Below are 19,509 nucleotides of genomic sequence, written 5' to 3'. Positions count from 1 at the left end.
GGCATTCATAAGTGGAAAAGAAGAAGAGTTTCCCATACTGCATGATACAACGGAGCAGTATATCCAGTGCGAGTGTGCAGCGAAGCAGCTGTAAGATCTATGAGGCATAAAAATGGAGCTTTGCAATTCATGTTGCAAAGCTCCATTTTTATGCGGTAAAATCCTTTACTCGATCGTGGTGCCAGCCTTTCCGTTTGCAGCTTCCTCAGCTTTTGCCATGCTAGTGATGATGGCGCTGCGGCCCTTTCCGGCACAGATGAAGGAGATGGCTGCGTCAATCTTAGGAAGCATGGAGGAGACGCCGAACTGGCCCTCTGCTGCGTATTTTTCAGCTTCCTCCACAGTCATATGGGAAAGAGGATTCTCATCAGCCTTACCGTAGTTTAAGGATACCTGGTCGACATCGGTGAGAATCATAAGAACATCGGCATCGATCTCTTTTGCGAGAAGACCGCTGACGGAGTCTTTTTCAATCACTGCACTGGCACCGCGCAGCTCGCTGCCCTGCTCGAGGACCGGAATACCGCCGCCGCCGCAGGAGATAACGATCTGGTCAGCGTCCATCAGGGTGCGGATGGTATCGATCTCGACAATTCCGACCGGCTTCGGGGCAGATACGATACGCTGCCAGCCCTTGCCGTCCACCTCTGTGACATAGTTTCCCTTTGCTTCCTCTGCATCAGCCTCTTCCCTGGTCATGTAACGGCCAACCTTCTTGACTGGGTTGTAGAAGGATTCATCGTAAGGGTCGACCACAACCTGGGTGAGGACGGTAGATACCGGCTTGTAAATACCGCGCTTTAAGAGGGCAGAACGGATGCCGTTCTGAAGGTCATATCCGATGTAGCCCTGGCTCATGGCAGAGCAGACAGACATAGGAGCCGGAGTGTAGCCCTCTCCATCGTGATGGAAACAAAGCTCATTCATAGCTGTGTGGATCATGCCTACCTGCGGTGCGTTACTGTGAACGACGGCAACCTGCCAGCCATTCTGGATGAAATTCGCAATTAATTTTGCTGTGGAAGCCACTGCTTTTTTCTGCTCCGGGAGATTGGTACCAAGAGCGTCGTGGCCAAGCGCCATAACAATTCTTTTCTTTGCCATATGATCGAACCCTTTCTGTATGTAATTTTTCTATTTGGGTTCATTATAGTGTTTCTGCTTGAAAATTGCAACTGGTTTGTGGTATAGTGAAATAGTTATAGAAAAGAATGGTTATTGTTTGCGCAACGCGTAAACAGCAACAAAGAATGGCGTTGTTAAGAAGTCAATAAAATGTATAAGAAAACACGGAAGAAACGATTGAAACATGAAGCGTTCCGGGCGGCGTGCATGCTGTTCGGACCGCTTGTCTTTTATGAACTGTGTACGGAGGCAGCCGCAGCAGGATGTTCTTTGTTTGCAGGGCATACCGGAACTGGGAGCTCACATTCCCTTCTGGCAGGCAGCGGCAATGCCCTGTTTGTGACCGGTGCAGGGGCAGCTCTGGCCTTCCCGTTTTTGTTTGCAGTTTACCGCGCTCTGGAAAAAATGCAGCTTATTGGGCAAGGAACAGAAGAAAAAAACGCGAAGAAAACAACTGCAACACGAACGAAGACAACTGTGCCGGAAATAGCAAAAGCAAGGCCGTGCAGGAACCATCGCCTTCTGGCAGGCTGTTTTTTTTCTGTGCTGGCCGGAATTGGGTCTTGCCTGTGCCTGAATATGGTGCTGCAGGTTTTCCTGCCACCATCAGAAGGCTGGAGCCATGTGCAGGAAGCCATTTACCAAACACCAGGTGCACTCCGGTTTCTGGTGACGGTTGTGTTAACGCCTCTGACAGAGGAACTCATATTTCGCGGTTTTATCCATAAGGAGCTGCGAAGACATATGGGAACCGCTGCGGCAGTGATTTTTGGGGCACTCCTGTTTGGACTGTATCATGGAAATCTCAGTCAGGGCCTGTATGCGTTTCTGACTGGCTTGTGCCTGGAGCTGGTGACTGTCTGGAGTGGCCGGTTAGCTCCCGCGGTCTTATGCCATGCAGCAGCGAATGCTACAGCAGCGGCGATCCCGGTAATTGCGGATTTTATCAGCCACAGGTCGGAAATCCCGTCGATGCCGGCTGAGTTTTCTTATGGAGCGCCGATGGCCCTGCAGCCGCAAACGGCGGTGATCTTGTCAGCAGCAGGTCTTTTGGTGACATTGGTATCGTTATATAAAACCAAGGAGGTTTTTGAGAAAGCATGAAATTATTATCGATAGCAATTCCTTGTTATAATTCTGAAGGCTATATGAGAAACTGTATCGAGTCTTTGCTACCGGGCGGAGACGAAGTAGAGATCCTGATCGTGGATGATGGCTCCACAAAGGACAATACCGCCCAGATCGCGGACGAGTACGAGGCGCGTTATCCGGGCATCTGCAAGGCCATCCATCAGGAGAATGGCGGCCACGGTGAGGCAGTCAATGCCGGTCTTAGGGCAGCAACCGGTGTCTACTTTAAAGTGGTAGACAGCGATGACTGGGTCAATGAGGAAGCATACAAAGAAGTATTGCAGACGCTGCGAAACTTTGTTATGGGTAACCAGACCCTGGATATGCTCATCACCAACTTTGTCTATGAGAAGCAGGGCGCAAAGCATAAACGGGTCATGCAGTACCGCACGGCGCTCCCGAAGCGCCAGTTATGCACCTGGAAAGATGTAAAGGTATTTATGCTGGGACAGTATATCCTGATGCATTCGGTCATTTACCGCACGCAGATGTTAAAAGAGTGCGGTCTGGAGCTGCCGAAGCACACGTTCTATGTCGATAACATTTTCGTATTCCAGCCGCTTCCGTATGTAAAGACCTTCTACTATCTGGATGTAAACTTTTACCGGTATTTCATCGGAAGACAGGACCAGTCGGTCAACGAGCAGGTCATGATCGGCCGCATCGACCAGCAGCTTTTGGTAACCCGTCTGATGTTAGGCTATTACCACGACGCGAAAATCACAAATTACAAGCTGCGTCATTATATGGTACGCTATCTTGAAATCATGATGACAATCTGCTCCATTCTTGCCATTAAGTCCGGAACCGATGAAAATATGGCGAAGAAAAAGCAGCTCTGGAAGGATTTAAAGGAGCAGGATATTGCCCTTTACATGCGCCTGCGCTGGGGCTTCTTGGGACAGAGCATGAATCTGCCGGGACAGAGTGGCCGGACCGTATCCATTGCCGGTTACAAGATCAGCCAGAAATTCTTTGGATTTAACTAAATCCCGGGTGCTCAGAAATCTGGCTGCCGTTCACAGCAATGAAACTTTTATAAAGTTTATGGAAAATTTAGAATTGACGATATCATCAAAATAGTGTATCATTGTTTCGTTAATACTTTACTGAGAAAAAGTAATAATGAAAGATACCGGTACACGTGTTTGTATCTGTTTCTTACTTGAAACAGGGTGGTTTCAAACGAGAGATGAAGGTCCGTCCCTGAATGGGATGGGCCTTTTTTCATCTGTAAACTCAGAGCATGCACATTGCGTGTCTGAGGGTGATCTGATTTCTGGATGTATGGGGCGACTGCCGACAGCAGGTCTTATGCATTTGGTGTCTGAAAATCAAAATCTGTAACTGGGAAGCTCTATACGGAACAGTTACCAAAACTCTTAATACATAGGGTGTCTGCCGACAGCAGGTTCTTTGTATGCCAAAAATTCCAAAATAAAACAGGTAGTATCAAAACAGGTATCGTAACTGTGTCTGTGCTATATGCAGGGCAGTTACCATTTATCACAAGGGAAAGGGGTTAAAAGGTATATGAAAACCTACAAAAAACTCATGAATGCCCTCGCAGGACTGGAAAAGCTGGTGCTGGAAATCGCAACTGTGCTGATCCTGGTTCTGACCGTGGGAAACGTATTTTCACGAAAAGTCATTCATCAGTCCTGGTCTTTTACCGAGGAACTGGTTGTTGCAGTTTTTGTACTGATCACGCTGCTTGCAGCAGCACTGGCATGCCGTGACGGCGAACTGGTCAATTTAACACTTCTGACTGACCGTCTTCCGACACAGGCAAGAAAGGGATTTCTGCTTCTAAGCACGATCCTTTCTGTAGCCTTCACCGCAGTTTTATTCAAGTATGGTCTGGATAAGGTCATCACCCAGATGCAGAACGGCAAGCGCACGTTCGTGCTGAACTGGCCGGAGTGGATCTTCTGGTCCTTCGTGCCGATCGGCGCAGCTTGCATGATCCTGCATTTTATCGAATTTTATCTGGACAGCTGTGGAAAGGAGGGCGATGACAAATGATCAGTGCGGTACTGTTTATTTCATTTTTCATTTTCCTGATCATGGGTATCCCGATCGGAATCTGCCTCGGACTTTCCTCCGTTTGTGCGATCCTGTATTCCGGGACATCCTTAACGATCGTTGCAACCAACATGTATTCCGGTATCAGCAAGTTTTTGCTGCTTGCCATTCCGTTCTTTGTACTGTCCGGTAACATTATGGCGAAGGCAGGCATTTCCAAGCGTCTGATCAAATTCGTGAATACCTGTGTCGGACACAGAAGAGGCGGTATCGCGATCGTGTGCGTTATCGTAGCCTGCTTCTTCGGCGCGATCTCCGGTTCTGGCCCGGCAACCGTGGCTGCACTGGGCGCCGTGCTGATCCCGGCTATGATCGAGCAGGGCGGCTTCTCCGCTCCGTTCTCCGCGGCTCTTATGGCAACCGCCAGCTCCATCGCGATCGTCATTCCACCGAGTATCGCATTCGTGGTATATGCATCCATTACCGGCGTTTCCATCGCAGATATGTTTACTGCAGGTATCGTTCCGGGTATCTTAATGGGTGTGGCTCTGGTCATCGTGGTTATGATCGAGGCGCGCAAAAATAACATCCAGTCCAGCCAGAAACGTGCAAGCGGCAAGGAGCGCTGGGAAGCATTTAAGGATGCATTCTGGGGTCTGCTGATGCCGGTCATCATCCTGGGTGGTATTTACGGCGGTATCTTTACCCCGACTGAGGCAGCAGCTGTTTCTGTTGTATACGGTCTGTTTGTTGGTATTTTCATTTATAAGGAAGTTACCTTTAAGGATTTAAGAGGACTTTTGGTAGAATCCGGAAAGACCACCGGCGGCATCATGCTGATCGTAGCCAGTGCGTCTCTGTTCTCTTTTGTATGTACCAAGTTTGGTATCGCACAGGCGGCATCCGACCTGCTTGGAAGCATTGCACACAACCAGTTCACCTTCCTTCTGATCGTGAACGTGATCTTCCTGATCGCAGGCTGCTTTATCGATGCAAACTCTGCGATGTACATCTTTATCCCGATCATGCTGCCGGTATGTAAGGCACTCGGATACGATGTCGTTGCATTTGGTATCGTGGCAACCGTAAACCTGGCGATCGGACAGGTAACCCCGCCGGTTGGCGTAAACTTATTCGTTGCAATTTCTGTCAAGCTGAAAAAGGGTATGGAAGTCGATATTCCGAAGATTTCCCGTGCAGTTATGCCGATGATCGGCGCATCCGTGATTGTCCTGCTTCTGATCACCTATGTGCCGGTTGTGTCCACTTTCTTGCCGAAGGCATTGGCCGGGGATTCCTACAGCGGGGCAGTTACTGCTTCGGCAGACAGTGATCAGAGCACAGCCGTGGATGGTGGAAGCGCAGACTTCGACACCATTGGCGATTACAGTGACTTAGACTGGAAAGAGCAGACCTGGAACTTTACCTGTTCCACCACAGAGACCAGTACCTGGGCTGAGGGCGGACGCAAGTTCGGCGAGCTTATGGAAAAGGCAACCGGAGGCAAGATCAAGGTCAATGTATATGCAGCAGACCAGCTGACTAACGGAAACCAGTCCGAGGGAATCCAGGCGCTGATGAATGGTGATCCGGTTCAGATCTCCATGCACAGCAACCTGATCTACTCTGCGTTTGACCCGCGCTTTAACGTGGTATCCCTGCCATATCTTTTCAGCTCCGTAGAGGAGGCCGACGCCATGTTAGACGGCAGAGCCGGTGATATGTTAAAAGACATCTTAGCCGAGTATGACTTGCACTGCATGGGTATTGCAGAGAACGGCTTCCGCCAGCTGACCAACAGCGTCCGCGAGATCAGATCCGTGGATGATATGAAAAACTTAAAGGTCCGTGTTGCAGGAAGCAACCTGCTGATGGAGTGTTACAAGAGATGGGGCGCAGATGCCACGAATATGAACTGGTCCGAGACCTATACCGCGCTGCAGCAAAAGACCGTAGACGGACAGGAAAATCCGCTTCCGGCAATTGACGCGGCAAGCGTACAGGAAGTACAGCCGTATTGCTCCTTATGGAACGCAAACTACGACTGTCTGTTCTTCTGCATCAACCAGAAGATCTATGATGCTCTGACACCGGAGCAGCAGGCAGTGGTCGATGAGGCAGGCCAGAAAGCGGTTGATTATGAGCGTTACATCAACCGTGCCGGTGATGAGGAGATCATGGACCGCTGGCAGAACACCAACGGCGTTACCATTACCAAATACGAGGATATGGATGTAGATTCCTTCAAAAATGCTGTTTCCGGCGTAGCTGAGTGGTATCAGAAAGAGCTGGAGAATCAGGGCTACAAAGATGCAGCAGACCTGATCGCAGTCTTTACCGAGAAATCAGACAGCAGCATCGGTGCGGATTCCGTAGAGGATCACAGTAATCTTGGATGGAAAGAGCAGACCTGGAACTTTACCTGTTCCACCACCGAGACCAGTACCTGGGCCGAGGGCGGACGCAAGTTCGGCGAGCTCGTTGAAAAAGCAACCGGCGGAAAGATCAAGGTGAATGTATACGCGGCAGACCAGCTGACCAACGGAAACCAGTCTGAGGGGATCCAGGCTCTGATCGATGGGGATCCGGTTCAGATTTCCATGCACAGCAACCTGATTTACTCTGCGTTTGACCCGCGCTTTAACGTGGTATCCCTTCCATATCTGTTTGATTCCGTTGAGGATGCAGACGCCATGCTGGACGGTGAGGCCGGTGAGATGTTAAAAGACATTTTAAGCGAGTATGGCCTGCACTGCATGGGCATCGCGGAGAATGGTTTCCGTGAACTGACTAACAGTGTCCGCGAGATCAAGTCCGTGGATGACATGAAGAACTTAAAAATCCGTGTAGCAGGAAGCAACCTGCTGATGGAGTGCTACAAGAGATGGGGCGCAGACGCCACCAATATGAACTGGTCCGAGACCTACACGGCCCTGCAGCAGAAGACCGTAGAAGGCCAGGAGAATCCGCTTCCGGCAATCGACGCAGCAAGCGTACAGGAAGTACAGCCGTACTGCTCCTTATGGAACGCAAACTACGACTGCCTGTTCTTCTGCATCAACCAGGAAATCTACGACAAGCTGACTCCGGAGCAGCAGGCTGTCATCGACGAGTGCGGTGCCTTAGCCACCCGCTACGAGCGTGAGATCAACCGTGCCGGAGACGAAGAGATCATGAGCCGCTGGAGTAGCAAAAACGGCGTGACCATCACCCCGTATGCAGATCTGGATATCGATTCCTTCAAAAATGCAGTAGACGGAATCGATGACTGGTTCATCAGTGAGCTGAAGGCACAGAATTACGATGATGCCGAGGCACTGGTAGCAGCATTCCGCAAGTAAAAAATAACAATATCGCACAGTAAATCTCTGTAGATACGGAAACACAAGCCAGCCGGTGGAGAGAAACGAGGAAAAATCTGAAAAGAAAGTTATTTCACCAGAGCATTATGCAGGAATGCGGATTCTTGTGGCAGAGGATAATGAACTTAACATGGATATCATGATGCCAGTCATGAATGGACTGGAGGCGGCCCATGCGATCCGCATGACAAACCGCAAAGACAGCCAGACCATCTCGATCATCGCAGTAAGTGCCAATGCGTTTGAGGAGGATACCCAGAGCTCGCTTGCAAGCGGCATGAATGCGCATCTGTCAAAGTCGGTCGAGGTGGAAAAGCTCAAGGAGACCCTGCACCGGGTACTGGGCTGACCAAAATTGGAAACAATTGTATGCCCGGAACTATACAAAAATCAGAAACAGGAAGCATAACCATGATACAGGAATTGAATCTACAGGAAAATGATCAGGAAATCCACATTCTGGTCATCCGCTCCGCAAGGAAAAGTCTTGGTCTTGAGGTGCGTGACCAGAATACGGTTCTGGCAAGGATCCCGGTCCGTCTCCCGGACCGGGAACTGAAGCAGTTTGTGGAAACGCACCGGGAATGGATTCTGAAAAAAACGCAGATCGCAGCGCAGCGGGAGGAAAACAGGAAGGCAACACCAGCCCCTCCGTTAGAGTCCTTATCAAAAACAGACCGGATGAAGATCCAGCTGAAGATTGGAAAACGGGTGCGGCATTACTGTGAGATCATGGGCGTGAAAGTAGGCTGGGTCACCGTGAAAAACCAGAAAACCCGCTGGGGAAGCTGCAGCGCAAAAGGAAATGTCAATTTTAATTACCAGCTTGCATTTTTGCCCGAAGAGCTTCTGGACTATGTGGTGATCCATGAACTGGCACACCGGCGGCATATGGATCATTCGAAGGAATTCTGGGCGGAAGTAGAGCGCTACTGCCCGGATTACCGGGAAAGACGAGAGATGTTGAAGCAGTTTGCTTTGTAATGACGGATGGTATGCGGTGGAAAACCAGAATGAATGATCATGAGTGGGATATTGGTGGATATGCCTGTTTTTGATCAATGGTGTATATCTGATGAAAGGATGGAGAATGCACATGGCAGACGTAAGAAAAAGAATTGTTTTCCGTGGACGGGTTCAGGGCGTGGGCTTCCGCTACACCGCAAAATACCTCGCACAGTCCCTGGGGCTGACCGGATGGGTGCGCAATGAATATGACGGAACTGTGCTTCTGGAAATCCAGGGAAGTGAATACATGATCAATAAGCTTCTGGTCGGACTCAATCACAATCAGTTTATCACGATCGAATGGATCGACACAGAAATCATTCCTCTGGAGGAGGAGAGCGGTTTTACGGTGCGGTGAAGCCGTTACTGTTCGCGTAATGTATGAAAAAAGAGCTGTCAGTCAGCTCTTTTTTTATGCCAGAATTCATCGGAACATCGTTTTACCTGTGGACATAAGAAATTTTGCTTCCATGGCTCCAGTAACGTCTTCTTTAAAATATAAGGGAAACGACGGATCTGTTTTGGCACTGCAGCGTAGTATTTGCTTATGATTGATTCCGGTATTCTTCGCACAGCTTTCTGGTGTAAGCAGCGCTGTGCATAACGCCATCCATCTGAAGCTTCAGACATTGTTCCAGTAATTCTTCGGAAATCTCCTGCGGATAGTAGTAATCTCCAGGTTTAACGGTTTCCGGGTCGAAAAGAGGTGCTTCTACCTTAAAACAGCCTTCGCCGACCTGCGAAATACCTCCGGTGCCGGGAGTACGCTTAAATTGTGCACAGTATGGGTAGCACATTTCCAGATTCAGCCGGGTGATGGAAGAATTATCCAGAATGATCTGAAGCAGATGCTTTAGATCCATATTTCCTTTTCCAACCGGGATACCGCATACGACATAACCATATGGATCATCCGGATAGGGGATGACGATGTGATCTTTAAAGTGTGTTGTGATGGTATATGGCGCCATGTTCCTTGCAGCCTGCGCCGGGTCTTCCCAGGCCATCATGGAATTACCAAAATCATAATGAAGACCGATCCATGGCGTGTTCAGCTTTTTCATAACCTGAACCAGTTCTTCGGAAGTTTCATATTCATGGTTTTCCAAAGCCAGGCGGATGCGGCGCTTTTTCAGCTCAGGGATGATCTGGCAAAGTGTCATGGCGGCTTCATCAAATACAACTGGATCGAAGTCACCGCGTACCTTTGCCTGGTCGTATTTCCCTTCTCCGCCGGTAGTGCGTGAGGCGAGCGGATTTAAGGTAATGGGAATGTAGGTGCGGATGATATCTGCTCCCAGGGCTTCTGCAACATCCAGGACTTTAAGAAGATGTTCTCTAGTGATTCCTTTGGTAGCCAGTTCCACATACATATGGTAGGATTCCAGCAATTCCCGTACCTTTTTCAGGTGTTCCGGATCATTACTTTCCAGGGTTCCCCATTCCGGGTCCAGGTTATAATCCTTCAGAATGTTGATCATAACACCATCGAATCCTAATTCATGTGCTTTTTCGATAAAACCGAAAATATCCATTCTCTTGTTCTGAAACCAAAGATGAAGACTTTCTGTATCAAGACCGATTTTTATCATAGATTCTTTCTCCTAGTTCTCATTTGTTTTGGAAGCCTGATGTTTTTTGATGCGGTGGATGAGGAATGTGGAAACAAATAGTCCGATCACAGCCCATCCGATCATAACGCTGAAAATGATACGGAATCCAGTCATGCCAGGGTAGCGGTCAAGAAAACTTCCGTACATCACGTAAGCGAATGCGTTTGGCAGATAAATGACCAGGGAAGCAAGGCTCATGGCCGCACCGGTAATTTCTGCCGGTACCTTGACTTCATCCATAGGAGCAAAGAAGACTGCACGCATGGTGAATACGATCGCACCAAAGCCAAGCGTGCAGGCAGCACCGAGAATCCAGTTTCCGTTCTGACCAAGTGCTTCATGAGGAACCATCAGGAAAGCGGCCATTGCGATGGCGCAGACCAGGAAACCGACACGGATATGTTTTGCAGCAGATTTATGTACTTTATCGGACATAAAGCCGCCGATCGGTCCACCCACCATCTTCAGTCCGTACTGGTTGATGATGCCGTACATGCCGACAGCAGTAGCTGGGAGCATGTAAATCTGATTTAAAAACGGAATGAAATAGGTCAGTCCGCAGTAAATGCAGTATACAACAAATCCATTGAGTGCAACAGCCCAGATATCAATATTTTTCAATGCCTGGACCATACCGCCGAAAGCGGCCTGCGCACGGTTCTGCTCGTTTCCGTTTTTATCGGTACGTTTTTCATCGTTTGGCACGAAAATCAGACAGAGGACGCCGGCAGTTGCGGTAACTGCGGATAAGAATAACAGACCACCTCTTAAGGCTGGAGCACCTTCCCCCATAGCTTTGAAGATTGCCAGTGCACTGGATGCGATGATTACATCGACAATGCCGCGTCCCATTTCCAGAAAGCCAAACATCCGTCCCTGTGTTTTTTCATCGCCAAGTAGCCGGATTGCTTTTAAAAGAACTGGCCAGTAGGTTACTTCTCCTAAAATAGCCATAACGCCGAATGCGATCAGAAATCCCCAGTATCCAGGGAACGTGGAAAGGTAAACGCCAACGGCACCAAGACCAATCAGGGAGCCACCGATCATATATTTTTTGCTGAACATATCACAGATATAGATTCCGAAGATCAGGCCAATGGTCTGAACAATGCCGTATGCGCTTAATGCACCGCCAATCTGCGTGTTTGTGAGTCCCATAAATTGCTGCATGGGAACATAGAACATATCTTTCATAGAAGAAAGCTTAAAAGCGATGCCTCCTGAAAGAGTCAGAATGCAGAAGACAAACCAACGGTTTGGAACTGCTTTCATAGCTTTTTGTTTCATTTCATTACTCATAACTTTTTCTCCTTCCTTAATATCAGTACTGCAGTTTTTTGAATTGCCCGGCATTCCTTGATTCGCTTTTTAGTATATCTGGTTTTTGTTGGGAAATCAATACAAAACACAATAAAACACAGAAAATCAACGAAATACCCAAAAATAAGGTTGGGATTTGTTGAAAATACTGGTGAAAAACAGGATAAATATTGATATAATGGGGAAAAGAAGATTTTGGAAAAGAAAAAGGTGCTAGGAGAATGCAAAAGAATACGTTATAATGGAAGTTAAGTGAAAAAGGCTGCAAATAGGAGGAATATTTATGCTGGCGCAACAGCGGTATGACCGGATTCTGGAATTATTAAATAAGAATGGCATTGTACATAATGCGGAGCTTGTAAAGGAAATGAAGGTTTCTTCGGAGACAGTCCGGAAAGATATGGATGCGTTGGAAAAGCAGGGAAAGTTAAAGCGCGTACATGGTGGTGCGCTTCCGGTATCCGGAAAACAGATGCAGGTTCAGAAAGAAGACTATATTTCTTTAGAGGATAGAAATACCAGCCATATGAAAGAAAAAGCTGCGATTGCTGCCTATGCAGCAGAGTTTGTCAGAGAAAACCAGGCAGTCGGACTGGATTATGGAAGCACAAGTCTTGTTATGGCAAAGGAACTGGCACGCAGATTCACTAGTCTGACTGTAGTGACCAACTCTATCCAGAATGCCGTGATCCTGTCTGAATGCCCTGGATTCACCGTGATTCTGGTGGGGGGAATTTTGGATAAAAAAGAATTATCACTGGGAAATGATTTTTCCCAGACATTGGAGAGCCTTCATCTCGATATCCTGTTTATGTCAGTGAGCGGAGTGCATCCGCAGGTCGGGCTGACAGATCAGGGATTAAGTGAGGCGAGAGTGCAGAAACAGATGTGCCAGATCGCAGACAGGACCGTGGTGCTGGCTGATTCCGGAAAGTTTGGAAAAGCCAGTCTCGTAAAGCTTTGTGTCTTAAATGAGGTGGATGATATCATTACGGATTCGGCAGTTGATGAGCAGATCAAAGAGGCGGTGAAGCAGACTGGTGTCTCCCTGCATGTAGTGCCTGCGGCGGAGTGATCTCTTTTCAAAAAATCGGAATTACTCATCCATACAATCTAAAAACTGAAGAAGTGCAGCCCTCTGTTTCGGACTCATCTGGTAGATCCGGGCCAGAAGCGGATCCTGCCGGAGGTGAAGCTCGAGGGAGTCATCAAAAAAGTCTCGCAGGGAAATGTCCAGTGCTTCACATACATAGGAAAGAACCTCTACTGTGGGGTTCTTTTTTCCTAATTCCACATCCCTCAGATAACTCTGGGATATGCCTGCCATTGTCGCAAGACGGTTTACACTATATTGCTTTGCATTTCTGAAAAAGCTGATTCTCTTACCAATATCCATGTGTGTACTCCCTATAAACTATAGAGATAGGATAACAAATTTAAGGTGAAAAAATTACATCTATAACAATTGATGATTATATCTATAGATGTTATAATGAGACTAAATCAGGTACAAAGGGAGTATGGTTATGGTTGACGAAAAGGGGATGGAGCAGTCTGATGCCTTACTGGCGGCCAGTACAAAAAGTGCGTGCATGAAGCTGCTGGCTTTGGCAGAAGATTGCCGGAAGGCTCTTGTGCAGGTTCTGGAGCTTTTGCAGCAGTATTATCACGCAGACCGGGCTGTTTTTCTGGAATGTGAAGAGCCGGAGACTGTCACTGGGGAAAATACACCAGAGGACAAGCAGCGAGAACTGATTACGGCAGCCGTGCAGTACGGGGAAAACTGTTACGGAATTCTGCAGATCAGGCATGCCCAGTTAAAAAACCGTGATCCGGAGCTAGTGGCAGAGGTTGCCCAGGTTCTTGCTGCTGAGATTGGAAAACAAGAGAAGCAGGAGTATCTGTTACGGCTTTGTTATTTGGATCAGCTGACCGGGATCCGGAATAACACGTCCTACATTCACAGTCTCAAAAGTCTGATGAAAAAAACAGGCAAGTCACTTGGGGTTGCCTTCGCAGATCTTAATGGCTTAAAGTATCTGAACGATACCTTTGGCCATGAATATGGAGACCGTGCCTTAAAGCACCTGGCAGAAGTGTGCAGGGAATATTTTGCAAAAGAGCAGCTTTTCCGGATCAGCGGAGATGAATTTGTGGTGCTTTGCCCAGATATAGACCGGAAGGAATTTATAAAACAGGCTGAGAGACTGAAAGAACGGCTGATGCATCAGGAAAAGGAATTGGCTGCCTTCGGTTACCTCTGGAACGATGGAACCGTCAGTGCAGATGAGTTGATCCACAAAGCGGAACGTCTGATGTATGAAGAAAAACAGCTCCATTACCGGGATGGCATGCGAAGGGTACAAGAGTGCCCACAGTATGCCGGACAACTGATTCTGCGGGAGCAGACGGAAGCATAGGAAAGAAAGTCTCAATTGGGAAAGAGCAAATTGTATCAAAAATACAAATAATAGAAACAATATATTCAGAAAATACAAGAAAAATAGAAAAATATTTTGAAATAATGCTTGACAAATTGTACTTAATGAAGTACAATGAAGACAACAAAAAACAAGAGAGGAAAAAAACAAAAGAACAAACGAAGAGAAAAAACAAAAATCTTCAGAACATGGAGGGCGGTCCAATGGGTTATTAAAATTTACCAGTAGAAAATCTCTTAACGAGTTTACATAGATGTAATCGAAGGAGGGAGATTCCAATGAAAGGCAGAGGCCCATAGCAATTTAACGAAAAAGCGAAAAACAAAATAATGGAAAGAGAGGTTATTAAGTGAAACTTCGGGATATTTCTTAAAAGAGCTATCTGATGACGAGAAAGTCAGATAGCTCTTATTTTGTGTGCATTCCATCGGATGTGGCATTTACAGCACTTCATAGTTTTATGAGATTGTTTGCGGCTGTTATGTTTTTTCACAGATTGTTTTCCTTCAGAAAATACAGGATTTTGCCCAGACAGGTCTGTTCCTGTGAAAACAGTACGTTATGTGTCCCGCCAGTAAGCAGGCATAACTGACTATGCGGAATCTGTTCTGCCATCCATTGCGTATGGGAGGTCTTGATGAGGTCATGGGTTCCGGCTAGAAGCAGGACCGGAGCCTGAATTTTCTGAAGGCGGCCGGGGGAAAGCTTTGGGGAGTCTGTTAAAAGCGTGTTCATCTGCAGCTGGTTGCCGAGCTGTTGATGGAGTTTTCCGCTTGGAAGGACCCTCTGAGCCAGTGTGAGAACGCTGCCAAGCATCAGCGTTCCAAGCCGCACCGGAAATATCAGACCATGCGGCAGGGCATTGCCGCTGGCGGAAATCACTGCAAGCGTACGTTCTGGATAAAGGCTTGCAAATTCCAAGGCAATGTTGGCTCCGTCGCTGTATCCAAAGAGGATGACTTTGGAGATGCCAAGGTGGTCTAACAAGCTGGCGGCGTCGCGGGCCATGTCCTGAATGGTAAAGAATTCTTTTTTGCGTACTGCGGAGTGTCCTGCCTTGCTGCAAAGCAGCTGGGAATGCCCATGTCCCCGGCTGTCCATTAGAATGACCTGATAGGATTTCTGAAGCTTGGAAGCATAGGAATGAAACACATGGTGCGACTGCTGGTTGCCATGGAGCAGGAGTATGGGAAGTCCTGCTCCGGATATTTCATAATAAAGGCGTGCTCCGTTTGTTTCAAAATATCCCCGGTCGGAGCGAAATTTTCGGTGTTTTCCAGACAGCAGCCCGGCAGGTACTGGGATTTGCGGGGCTGACTGCAGAATGTCAGCTGTTTTTTCTTTGATTTTCTGACTGCTTTTGTTGATCGTTTCTTGGATGCTCTTCATGATGTAGTTTCCCCTTTAAAAAAGACTGAACACCTTCACGGATCCCATTCGGGTTCTGGATCTTTACGACTGCGTAGAACATATCCGGGGTCGGGTGCTTTGGCAGATAAATATAGTAGGCTGGTATCCAATCTGTCGGGCTGTATTTTTCTTTGGCCCGGTACAGATCCTTAAATCCGTAACAGTCGTTCAGATTGTCGTAGACGAAACGCAGCAGCCGTTCAACCAGACTGGCTTTTTCATCATCGAGTCCGGCGAGTGGAGCAACGCCGAGACTTCCGTAGTGGATGCCTTCTACGCGGAAGGTCTGGAAAGCTTCGTAGATGATGGTTTCCATGACACCGCTTGGAGCGCCGTTTCCGTGCCGGGTGACATCGGCCATGTAGCCATCTTTGCCGAGAAACGGGACAAAGGCGATGAAGGCAACAATCTTTCCGTCCGCGTCAGCTGCGTAGAAATAGCGTTTATCCATCGGGTTATCCAGTCCGGCTTTTCCCATGGTAAAGGCAAGAAGCGAGCTTTTTTTCTGCCCGAGCCATTCATTGGTCACACGATCGAAGGCATCTTCGATTTCCTTGTTTCGCTGCTCGAGCGGACGGTATTCCAAAACCGTGACACCGGCTTTTTTCGCATGGTTGATATTCATGCGCATTTTTGCCCCCTTTTTGCCGCTGATCTCATAATCTTCAAGGGAAAACCGTGCTTCTTCGCCGCATTTTACATAGCCAAAGCCCTGACGCTTATATTCTTCGAGAAAGTGACCGGTGACACTTAGAAAGAAAAGCTTGTGGGCGCTTTTTTCACAGAATTCCTTAAACTCGGCAAGCAGTGCCGGAAAGTCCGGGTCTGCGCAGACCGGATCGCCGTTGACAATGATGGTATCGCCGGCAACTCCGTAGGGAATGACACCATCTACATTGCGTCCAAAGTAAAGCTGTTTATCGTCCTCCAAGGCGAGATAGGAGCAGCTGTTCTGGCTGTAGAGATTAAGCAGAGTGCGGGCGTGCTGCAGATCCGATTCACGCCGGGTGGATGGGGTAAGCCATGGGCGGACTGCATAAAGCAGGGCGGCCAGAATGCAGGCCCAGCTAAACCAGAACATCACAAGCTCCAGCATGTGGGCGCCATGGGAAACCGGAATGGAGGCACCGTTTCCGAGAAGAATATCGAGGCTTTCTTCAAAGCTGTCGAGCAGTGTATGCCGCCCGCCGCCGAGAATGGGAGTTAAATAATGGTAGCTGATGACTGCGTTGGCAGTGACTCCGACCAGACTGAGGAGCATGATAAAAAGCCCGCGTTTCCGGTTGGTTTTGGAAGCCGGACAGCAGAAGTCGGAGCGGAACCAGAAAAAGACCAGAAACAGGATCACGTCAGATGCCATGCACGCAAGGGAAAACAGGTCTGGAACATGGGGAATGTTACTTACAAAATCCAGCAGCAGAAGTGCCTGGGTAATGAACCGTGCGGCATGCTTCCGTTTCCAGAGCTGCATGCAGAGGAAGAACAGTACGACAGAGGAGGCACGCTGGACCATCCAGTCCATTTCTGTGGAAACTAACAGCGCGGCTTCGGCTGGCAGGTGATGAAAAAAGCTTAAGGCGAACATTCCGAGTGATAAAAAGCCTAAGATCAGAATACAAATATTTTCCACCCGGATGCGAAGAGATTGTGTCATGGAGATACTTCCTTTCTTTCATCAAAAACGGATTACTGTTGTTTCAGATATTCGTCCGTTGTCATGCATTCGGTATGGAGCGGCGCAAAGTAAGAGACGATTTTTTCAGTTTCCTTTTTGGAGTCCCCGGTGAGTCCGGCAACGGCATCGGTCAGGTAGATGACCTTACATCCGGCATCGATGGCAGCAAATACGGTGGAGAGCACGCAGCATTCAGCTACCACGCCGGAAATAATGATCCGGCTGGCTTTTCTTGCAGCAGCCACAACCTCTGGAATGGCAAAGGAAGAGTAGACATCCTTTTTGTAAACCGGCCAGATTTTGGTCCATGGAAGAAATTCCGGCATCATCTCATTCAGCCATGGGTTGGCATTGATAGAAGCATTGACCCGGTTGTATTCGGTCCAGACACCCTCTGGGTGCTCCGGTGCCAGATATTCGGTGAAGATGACTTTCTCTGGAGCATTACTTTTTAAAATGAGCTGGATGGAAGCGGAAGCAGCTTCTATGCCTTCGCAGGCCCATTCCTGCCCTTTGGTGTAAACATTTTGCATATCAATGACCAGAAACAGATCCTGGTTTTTCGATTCGGATTGCTTCATATGAAATTCCCTCCTAACTAAAATATAAAACACAGTATAGTTTTAACACAGAAAAAACTCAAGTCCAACTGCTTGTTATTTAATTAACAAACAGAGCTCTGATTACGCGCTTTTCATTGACTTTACCTAAAGTTAATGCTATCTTTATCATAAATTGTTGTTAAATTCGCAATTGAGTATACATTTTGAAGGGAGGGTATGAAATTGGAAGAAAATCAGCAGACACATTCCAGTAAAGTGCTGGATGTTCCGACTGCGAAGATGCCGCATATCCAGCTTCCGGAAAATCTGGGAATCCGCTATGCCGTGCTTCCGGGTGATCCGGCAAGGGCTGAGCGGGCAGCAGGGTATCTGAAGGATGCAAAGCTGCTTGCATGGAACCGGGAGTACAAAAGTTACAGCGGTTTCTGGAATGGGGTTCCGGTTCTGGTCATGTCTACCGGCATGGGAGGACCTTCCATGGCGATCGCGGTGGAAGAACTGCGAAAGATTGGGGTGACGGCGGCAATCCGTATTGGAAGTTGTGGTGCACTTCAGCCAGAAGCAGGAGTCGGTGACCTGGTTATGGTCGAAGCCGCTGTGCGCGATGAGGGAACGTCCCTTGGCTATGCGCCGCTCAGTTATCCGGCTGTTGCTGACCACAGGCTTTTGACTGCCTGTGAGGAAAGCGCAAGCGAGGCTGGTTACCGGTTCCACACGGGAATTGCCAGAAGTCACGACTGTTTGTATCGCGATGACAATCCGGCCATCTATGCGGACTGGGCGAAAAAAGGAGTCATGGCATCGGACATGGAGACGGCAGCACTTTTTGTAGTCGGCCGGATCCGTGGAATGAAGACGGCTTCTATTTTAAATGTCGTGGCAGCCTGCAAGGGCAATGTGGCAGAAAACATTGGCCGCTATGTGGACGGCGAGACATTGACGGCACAGGGCGAGGAGCATGAGATCCTGACGGCATTTGCGGCATTGGCAAAGCTGGACGCCTGACAGGAAACGCAACTGGCAAAAACGAATCCCGGGCCATCCGGTGAGCAATATGCCAAAACGGAATCCCGGACCATCCAGTGAGCAATATGCCAAAACGGAATCCCGGACCATCCAGTGAGCAATATGCCAAAACGGAATCCTGGATGATCCAGCCGGTAATGAAACAAAACATATCGTTCCGGAAAACGGAACAAAGAAGGGAAAGGGTGTGTGAGTTATGAACAATTTATTTAAAACAAAATTTGACGCGGCAGTGATCGTGCTGATCCCGGCCTGCATCGGTATCAACTATCTTGGAAAACTGTTTGCAAGTGTGTTAAAGCTTCCGCTGTGGCTGGATTCCATCGGAACCTGCATTGGCGGCTGCCTGGGAGGCCCGATCATCGGCGCGATCTGCGGAGCAGCCAACAACCTGATCTACGGCTTTTCAGCAGGTGATAACATTACCTTAATTTATGCGCTGACCAGCCTTGGCATTGGCGCGGCCGTTGGTATTATGGCACGTCTTGGATTTATGAAGTCCTTCCCGAAGGCAATCTTAACAGCATGTGTAGCCGGACTTACCGCAGTTGTGATTTCCACCCCGTTAAATGTTTTATTCTGGGGCGGCACCACAGGAAATGTATGGGGCGATGCGGTATTTGCAGCAACCCAGGCAGCATCCATGCCGGTATTTTTAGGCTCCCTGTTAGATGAGGTTGTGGTCGATGTGCCGGATAAGCTCATCACCCTGATCGTGGTCTTCTTTATCTTAAAGGGACTGCCGAACAAGCTGACCACACTGTATGAGGCAAACTCCGAGATTGAAACCCTGGATTAAGTGCGAAACCG

Annotated in this window: 19 protein-coding genes; 12 read left to right on the top strand and 7 right to left on the bottom strand. The window is 48.3% G+C overall.

What is annotated here, in order from left to right; all coding sequences use genetic code 11:
- Positions 1-165: 165 nt before the first annotated feature.
- The gene (gene arcC, locus DW922_RS05945; RefSeq protein ID WP_118726111.1) at positions 166-1,104 is read right to left on the bottom strand and encodes a carbamate kinase; all 939 of its coding nucleotides are present in this window, start codon (positions 1,102-1,104) and stop codon (positions 166-168) included.
- A gap of 171 nt (positions 1,105-1,275) precedes the next feature.
- Between arcC and DW922_RS05940 the strand changes: the two genes are divergently transcribed.
- The 7 genes from DW922_RS05940 (at position 1,276) to DW922_RS05910 (ending at position 9,009) form a co-directional block, all read left to right on the top strand.
- Positions 1,276-2,229 carry a CPBP family intramembrane glutamic endopeptidase gene (locus DW922_RS05940; protein ID WP_118726110.1) on the top strand — a complete coding sequence of 318 codons (954 nt, stop codon included), beginning with the start codon at positions 1,276-1,278 and terminating at the stop codon, positions 2,227-2,229.
- Positions 2,226-3,245 (top strand): glycosyltransferase family 2 protein, encoded by a 1,020-nt coding sequence (locus DW922_RS05935; protein ID WP_118718540.1) that lies wholly within the window; start codon positions 2,226-2,228, stop codon positions 3,243-3,245. The genes DW922_RS05940 and DW922_RS05935 overlap by 4 nt, the downstream gene beginning before the upstream one ends.
- A 544-nt stretch (positions 3,246-3,789) precedes the next feature.
- Entirely contained in the window at positions 3,790-4,281 is a 492-nt protein-coding gene (locus DW922_RS05930; RefSeq protein ID WP_118726109.1) for a TRAP transporter small permease, read from the top strand.
- Positions 4,278-7,622, top strand: a complete 3,345-nt coding sequence (locus DW922_RS05925) for a TRAP transporter large permease subunit (RefSeq protein WP_118718539.1) — start codon at positions 4,278-4,280, stop codon at positions 7,620-7,622. The genes DW922_RS05930 and DW922_RS05925 overlap by 4 nt, the downstream gene beginning before the upstream one ends.
- 127 nt (positions 7,623-7,749) lie before the next feature.
- Entirely contained in the window at positions 7,750-7,992 is a 243-nt protein-coding gene (locus DW922_RS05920) for a response regulator (RefSeq protein WP_243032074.1), read from the top strand.
- Positions 7,993-8,054: 62 nt separating this feature from the next.
- Complete coding sequence (locus tag DW922_RS05915) at positions 8,055-8,627, top strand: M48 family metallopeptidase (protein ID WP_118726108.1); 573 nt, start codon at positions 8,055-8,057, stop codon at positions 8,625-8,627.
- A gap of 112 nt (positions 8,628-8,739) precedes the next feature.
- Positions 8,740-9,009, top strand: a complete 270-nt coding sequence (locus DW922_RS05910) for an acylphosphatase (protein WP_118718538.1) — start codon at positions 8,740-8,742, stop codon at positions 9,007-9,009.
- A gap of 187 nt (positions 9,010-9,196) precedes the next feature.
- On the opposite strand, the gene DW922_RS05905 is transcribed toward DW922_RS05910, so the two are convergent.
- Together DW922_RS05905 and DW922_RS05900 are read right to left on the bottom strand one after the other, a co-directional pair.
- Positions 9,197-10,243, bottom strand: a complete 1,047-nt coding sequence (locus DW922_RS05905) for a sugar phosphate isomerase/epimerase family protein (RefSeq protein ID WP_118726107.1) — start codon at positions 10,241-10,243, stop codon at positions 9,197-9,199.
- 12 nt (positions 10,244-10,255) lie between these two features.
- Positions 10,256-11,563: an MFS transporter gene (locus tag DW922_RS05900; protein ID WP_118726106.1), complete on the bottom strand. Its 1,308-nt coding sequence runs from the start codon at positions 11,561-11,563 to the stop codon at positions 10,256-10,258.
- Positions 11,564-11,867: 304 nt separating this feature from the next.
- Between DW922_RS05900 and DW922_RS05895 the strand changes: the two genes are divergently transcribed.
- Positions 11,868-12,659 carry a DeoR/GlpR family DNA-binding transcription regulator gene (locus DW922_RS05895; RefSeq protein WP_118726105.1) on the top strand — a complete coding sequence of 264 codons (792 nt, stop codon included), beginning with the start codon at positions 11,868-11,870 and terminating at the stop codon, positions 12,657-12,659.
- A 21-nt stretch (positions 12,660-12,680) separates the two neighbouring features.
- Here DW922_RS05895 and DW922_RS05890 read toward each other — a convergent pair whose 3' ends face one another.
- On the bottom strand, positions 12,681-12,980 hold the full coding sequence (locus DW922_RS05890; RefSeq protein ID WP_118718535.1) for a helix-turn-helix transcriptional regulator: 300 nt from the start codon (positions 12,978-12,980) through the stop codon (positions 12,681-12,683).
- Positions 12,981-13,110: 130 nt separating this feature from the next.
- Between DW922_RS05890 and DW922_RS05885 the strand changes: the two genes are divergently transcribed.
- Complete coding sequence (locus tag DW922_RS05885) at positions 13,111-14,004, top strand: GGDEF domain-containing protein (RefSeq protein WP_195715011.1); 894 nt, start codon at positions 13,111-13,113, stop codon at positions 14,002-14,004.
- Positions 13,953-14,240 (top strand): hypothetical protein, encoded by a 288-nt coding sequence (locus DW922_RS17380; RefSeq protein WP_147353362.1) that lies wholly within the window; start codon positions 13,953-13,955, stop codon positions 14,238-14,240. Before DW922_RS05885 ends, DW922_RS17380 begins: the two co-directional genes overlap by 52 nt.
- Positions 14,241-14,514: 274 nt before the next feature.
- On the opposite strand, the gene DW922_RS05880 is transcribed toward DW922_RS17380, so the two are convergent.
- Genes DW922_RS05880 through DW922_RS05870 form a run of 3 tightly spaced genes read right to left on the bottom strand, consistent with a single transcriptional unit; the run spans position 14,515 to position 17,691 of the window.
- On the bottom strand, positions 14,515-15,414 hold the full coding sequence (locus DW922_RS05880) for an alpha/beta hydrolase (RefSeq protein ID WP_118726103.1): 900 nt from the start codon (positions 15,412-15,414) through the stop codon (positions 14,515-14,517).
- Positions 15,353-17,089, bottom strand: a complete 1,737-nt coding sequence (locus DW922_RS05875) for a DUF2156 domain-containing protein (protein ID WP_118726102.1) — start codon at positions 17,087-17,089, stop codon at positions 15,353-15,355. The genes DW922_RS05880 and DW922_RS05875 overlap by 62 nt, the downstream gene beginning before the upstream one ends.
- Before the next feature lie 32 nt (positions 17,090-17,121).
- Positions 17,122-17,691 (bottom strand): isochorismatase family protein, encoded by a 570-nt coding sequence (locus DW922_RS05870; RefSeq protein ID WP_118726101.1) that lies wholly within the window; start codon positions 17,689-17,691, stop codon positions 17,122-17,124.
- A 198-nt stretch (positions 17,692-17,889) separates the two neighbouring features.
- Here DW922_RS05870 and DW922_RS05865 point away from each other — a divergent pair, with 198 nt between their 5' ends.
- Together DW922_RS05865 and DW922_RS05860 are read left to right on the top strand one after the other, a co-directional pair.
- A complete protein-coding gene (locus tag DW922_RS05865; protein ID WP_347560271.1) occupies positions 17,890-18,678 on the top strand; it encodes a nucleoside phosphorylase in 789 nt (262 codons plus the stop codon).
- 217 nt (positions 18,679-18,895) lie between these two features.
- Complete coding sequence (locus tag DW922_RS05860) at positions 18,896-19,498, top strand: ECF transporter S component (protein WP_118543812.1); 603 nt, start codon at positions 18,896-18,898, stop codon at positions 19,496-19,498.
- Positions 19,499-19,509: the final 11 nt, after the last annotated feature.

The organism is Clostridium sp. AM42-4 (genome assembly GCF_003480105.1).
Classification (GTDB): Bacteria; Bacillota; Clostridia; order Lachnospirales; family Lachnospiraceae; genus Brotaphodocola.
Note: the sequence above shows the minus strand (reverse complement) of the source record. Positions and strands in the feature narration are given on the sequence as shown.

What these genes read in the sequence shown, in the direction of transcription:
- DW922_RS05875 (WP_118726102.1), bottom strand. Translation starts at nt 17,089, where the DNA reads ATGACACAATCTCTTCGCATCCGGGTGGAAAATATTTGTATTCTGATC.
- DW922_RS05895 (WP_118726105.1), top strand. Translation starts at nt 11,868, where the DNA reads ATGCTGGCGCAACAGCGGTATGACCGGATTCTGGAATTATTAAATAAG.
- DW922_RS05935 (WP_118718540.1), top strand. Translation starts at nt 2,226, where the DNA reads ATGAAATTATTATCGATAGCAATTCCTTGTTATAATTCTGAAGGCTAT.
- DW922_RS05880 (WP_118726103.1), bottom strand. Translation starts at nt 15,414, where the DNA reads ATGAAGAGCATCCAAGAAACGATCAACAAAAGCAGTCAGAAAATCAAA.
- DW922_RS05885 (WP_195715011.1), top strand. Translation starts at nt 13,111, where the DNA reads ATGGTTGACGAAAAGGGGATGGAGCAGTCTGATGCCTTACTGGCGGCC.
- DW922_RS05930 (WP_118726109.1), top strand. Translation starts at nt 3,790, where the DNA reads ATGAAAACCTACAAAAAACTCATGAATGCCCTCGCAGGACTGGAAAAG.
- DW922_RS05870 (WP_118726101.1), bottom strand. Translation starts at nt 17,691, where the DNA reads ATGAAGCAATCCGAATCGAAAAACCAGGATCTGTTTCTGGTCATTGAT.
- DW922_RS05905 (WP_118726107.1), bottom strand. Translation starts at nt 10,243, where the DNA reads ATGATAAAAATCGGTCTTGATACAGAAAGTCTTCATCTTTGGTTTCAG.
- DW922_RS05915 (WP_118726108.1), top strand. Translation starts at nt 8,055, where the DNA reads ATGATACAGGAATTGAATCTACAGGAAAATGATCAGGAAATCCACATT.
- DW922_RS05925 (WP_118718539.1), top strand. Translation starts at nt 4,278, where the DNA reads ATGATCAGTGCGGTACTGTTTATTTCATTTTTCATTTTCCTGATCATG.
- DW922_RS05890 (WP_118718535.1), bottom strand. Translation starts at nt 12,980, where the DNA reads ATGGATATTGGTAAGAGAATCAGCTTTTTCAGAAATGCAAAGCAATAT.
- DW922_RS05865 (WP_347560271.1), top strand. Translation starts at nt 17,890, where the DNA reads ATGAAATTGGAAGAAAATCAGCAGACACATTCCAGTAAAGTGCTGGAT.
- arcC (WP_118726111.1), bottom strand. Translation starts at nt 1,104, where the DNA reads ATGGCAAAGAAAAGAATTGTTATGGCGCTTGGCCACGACGCTCTTGGT.
- DW922_RS05940 (WP_118726110.1), top strand. Translation starts at nt 1,276, where the DNA reads ATGTATAAGAAAACACGGAAGAAACGATTGAAACATGAAGCGTTCCGG.
- DW922_RS05900 (WP_118726106.1), bottom strand. Translation starts at nt 11,563, where the DNA reads ATGAGTAATGAAATGAAACAAAAAGCTATGAAAGCAGTTCCAAACCGT.
- DW922_RS05860 (WP_118543812.1), top strand. Translation starts at nt 18,896, where the DNA reads ATGAACAATTTATTTAAAACAAAATTTGACGCGGCAGTGATCGTGCTG.
- DW922_RS05910 (WP_118718538.1), top strand. Translation starts at nt 8,740, where the DNA reads ATGGCAGACGTAAGAAAAAGAATTGTTTTCCGTGGACGGGTTCAGGGC.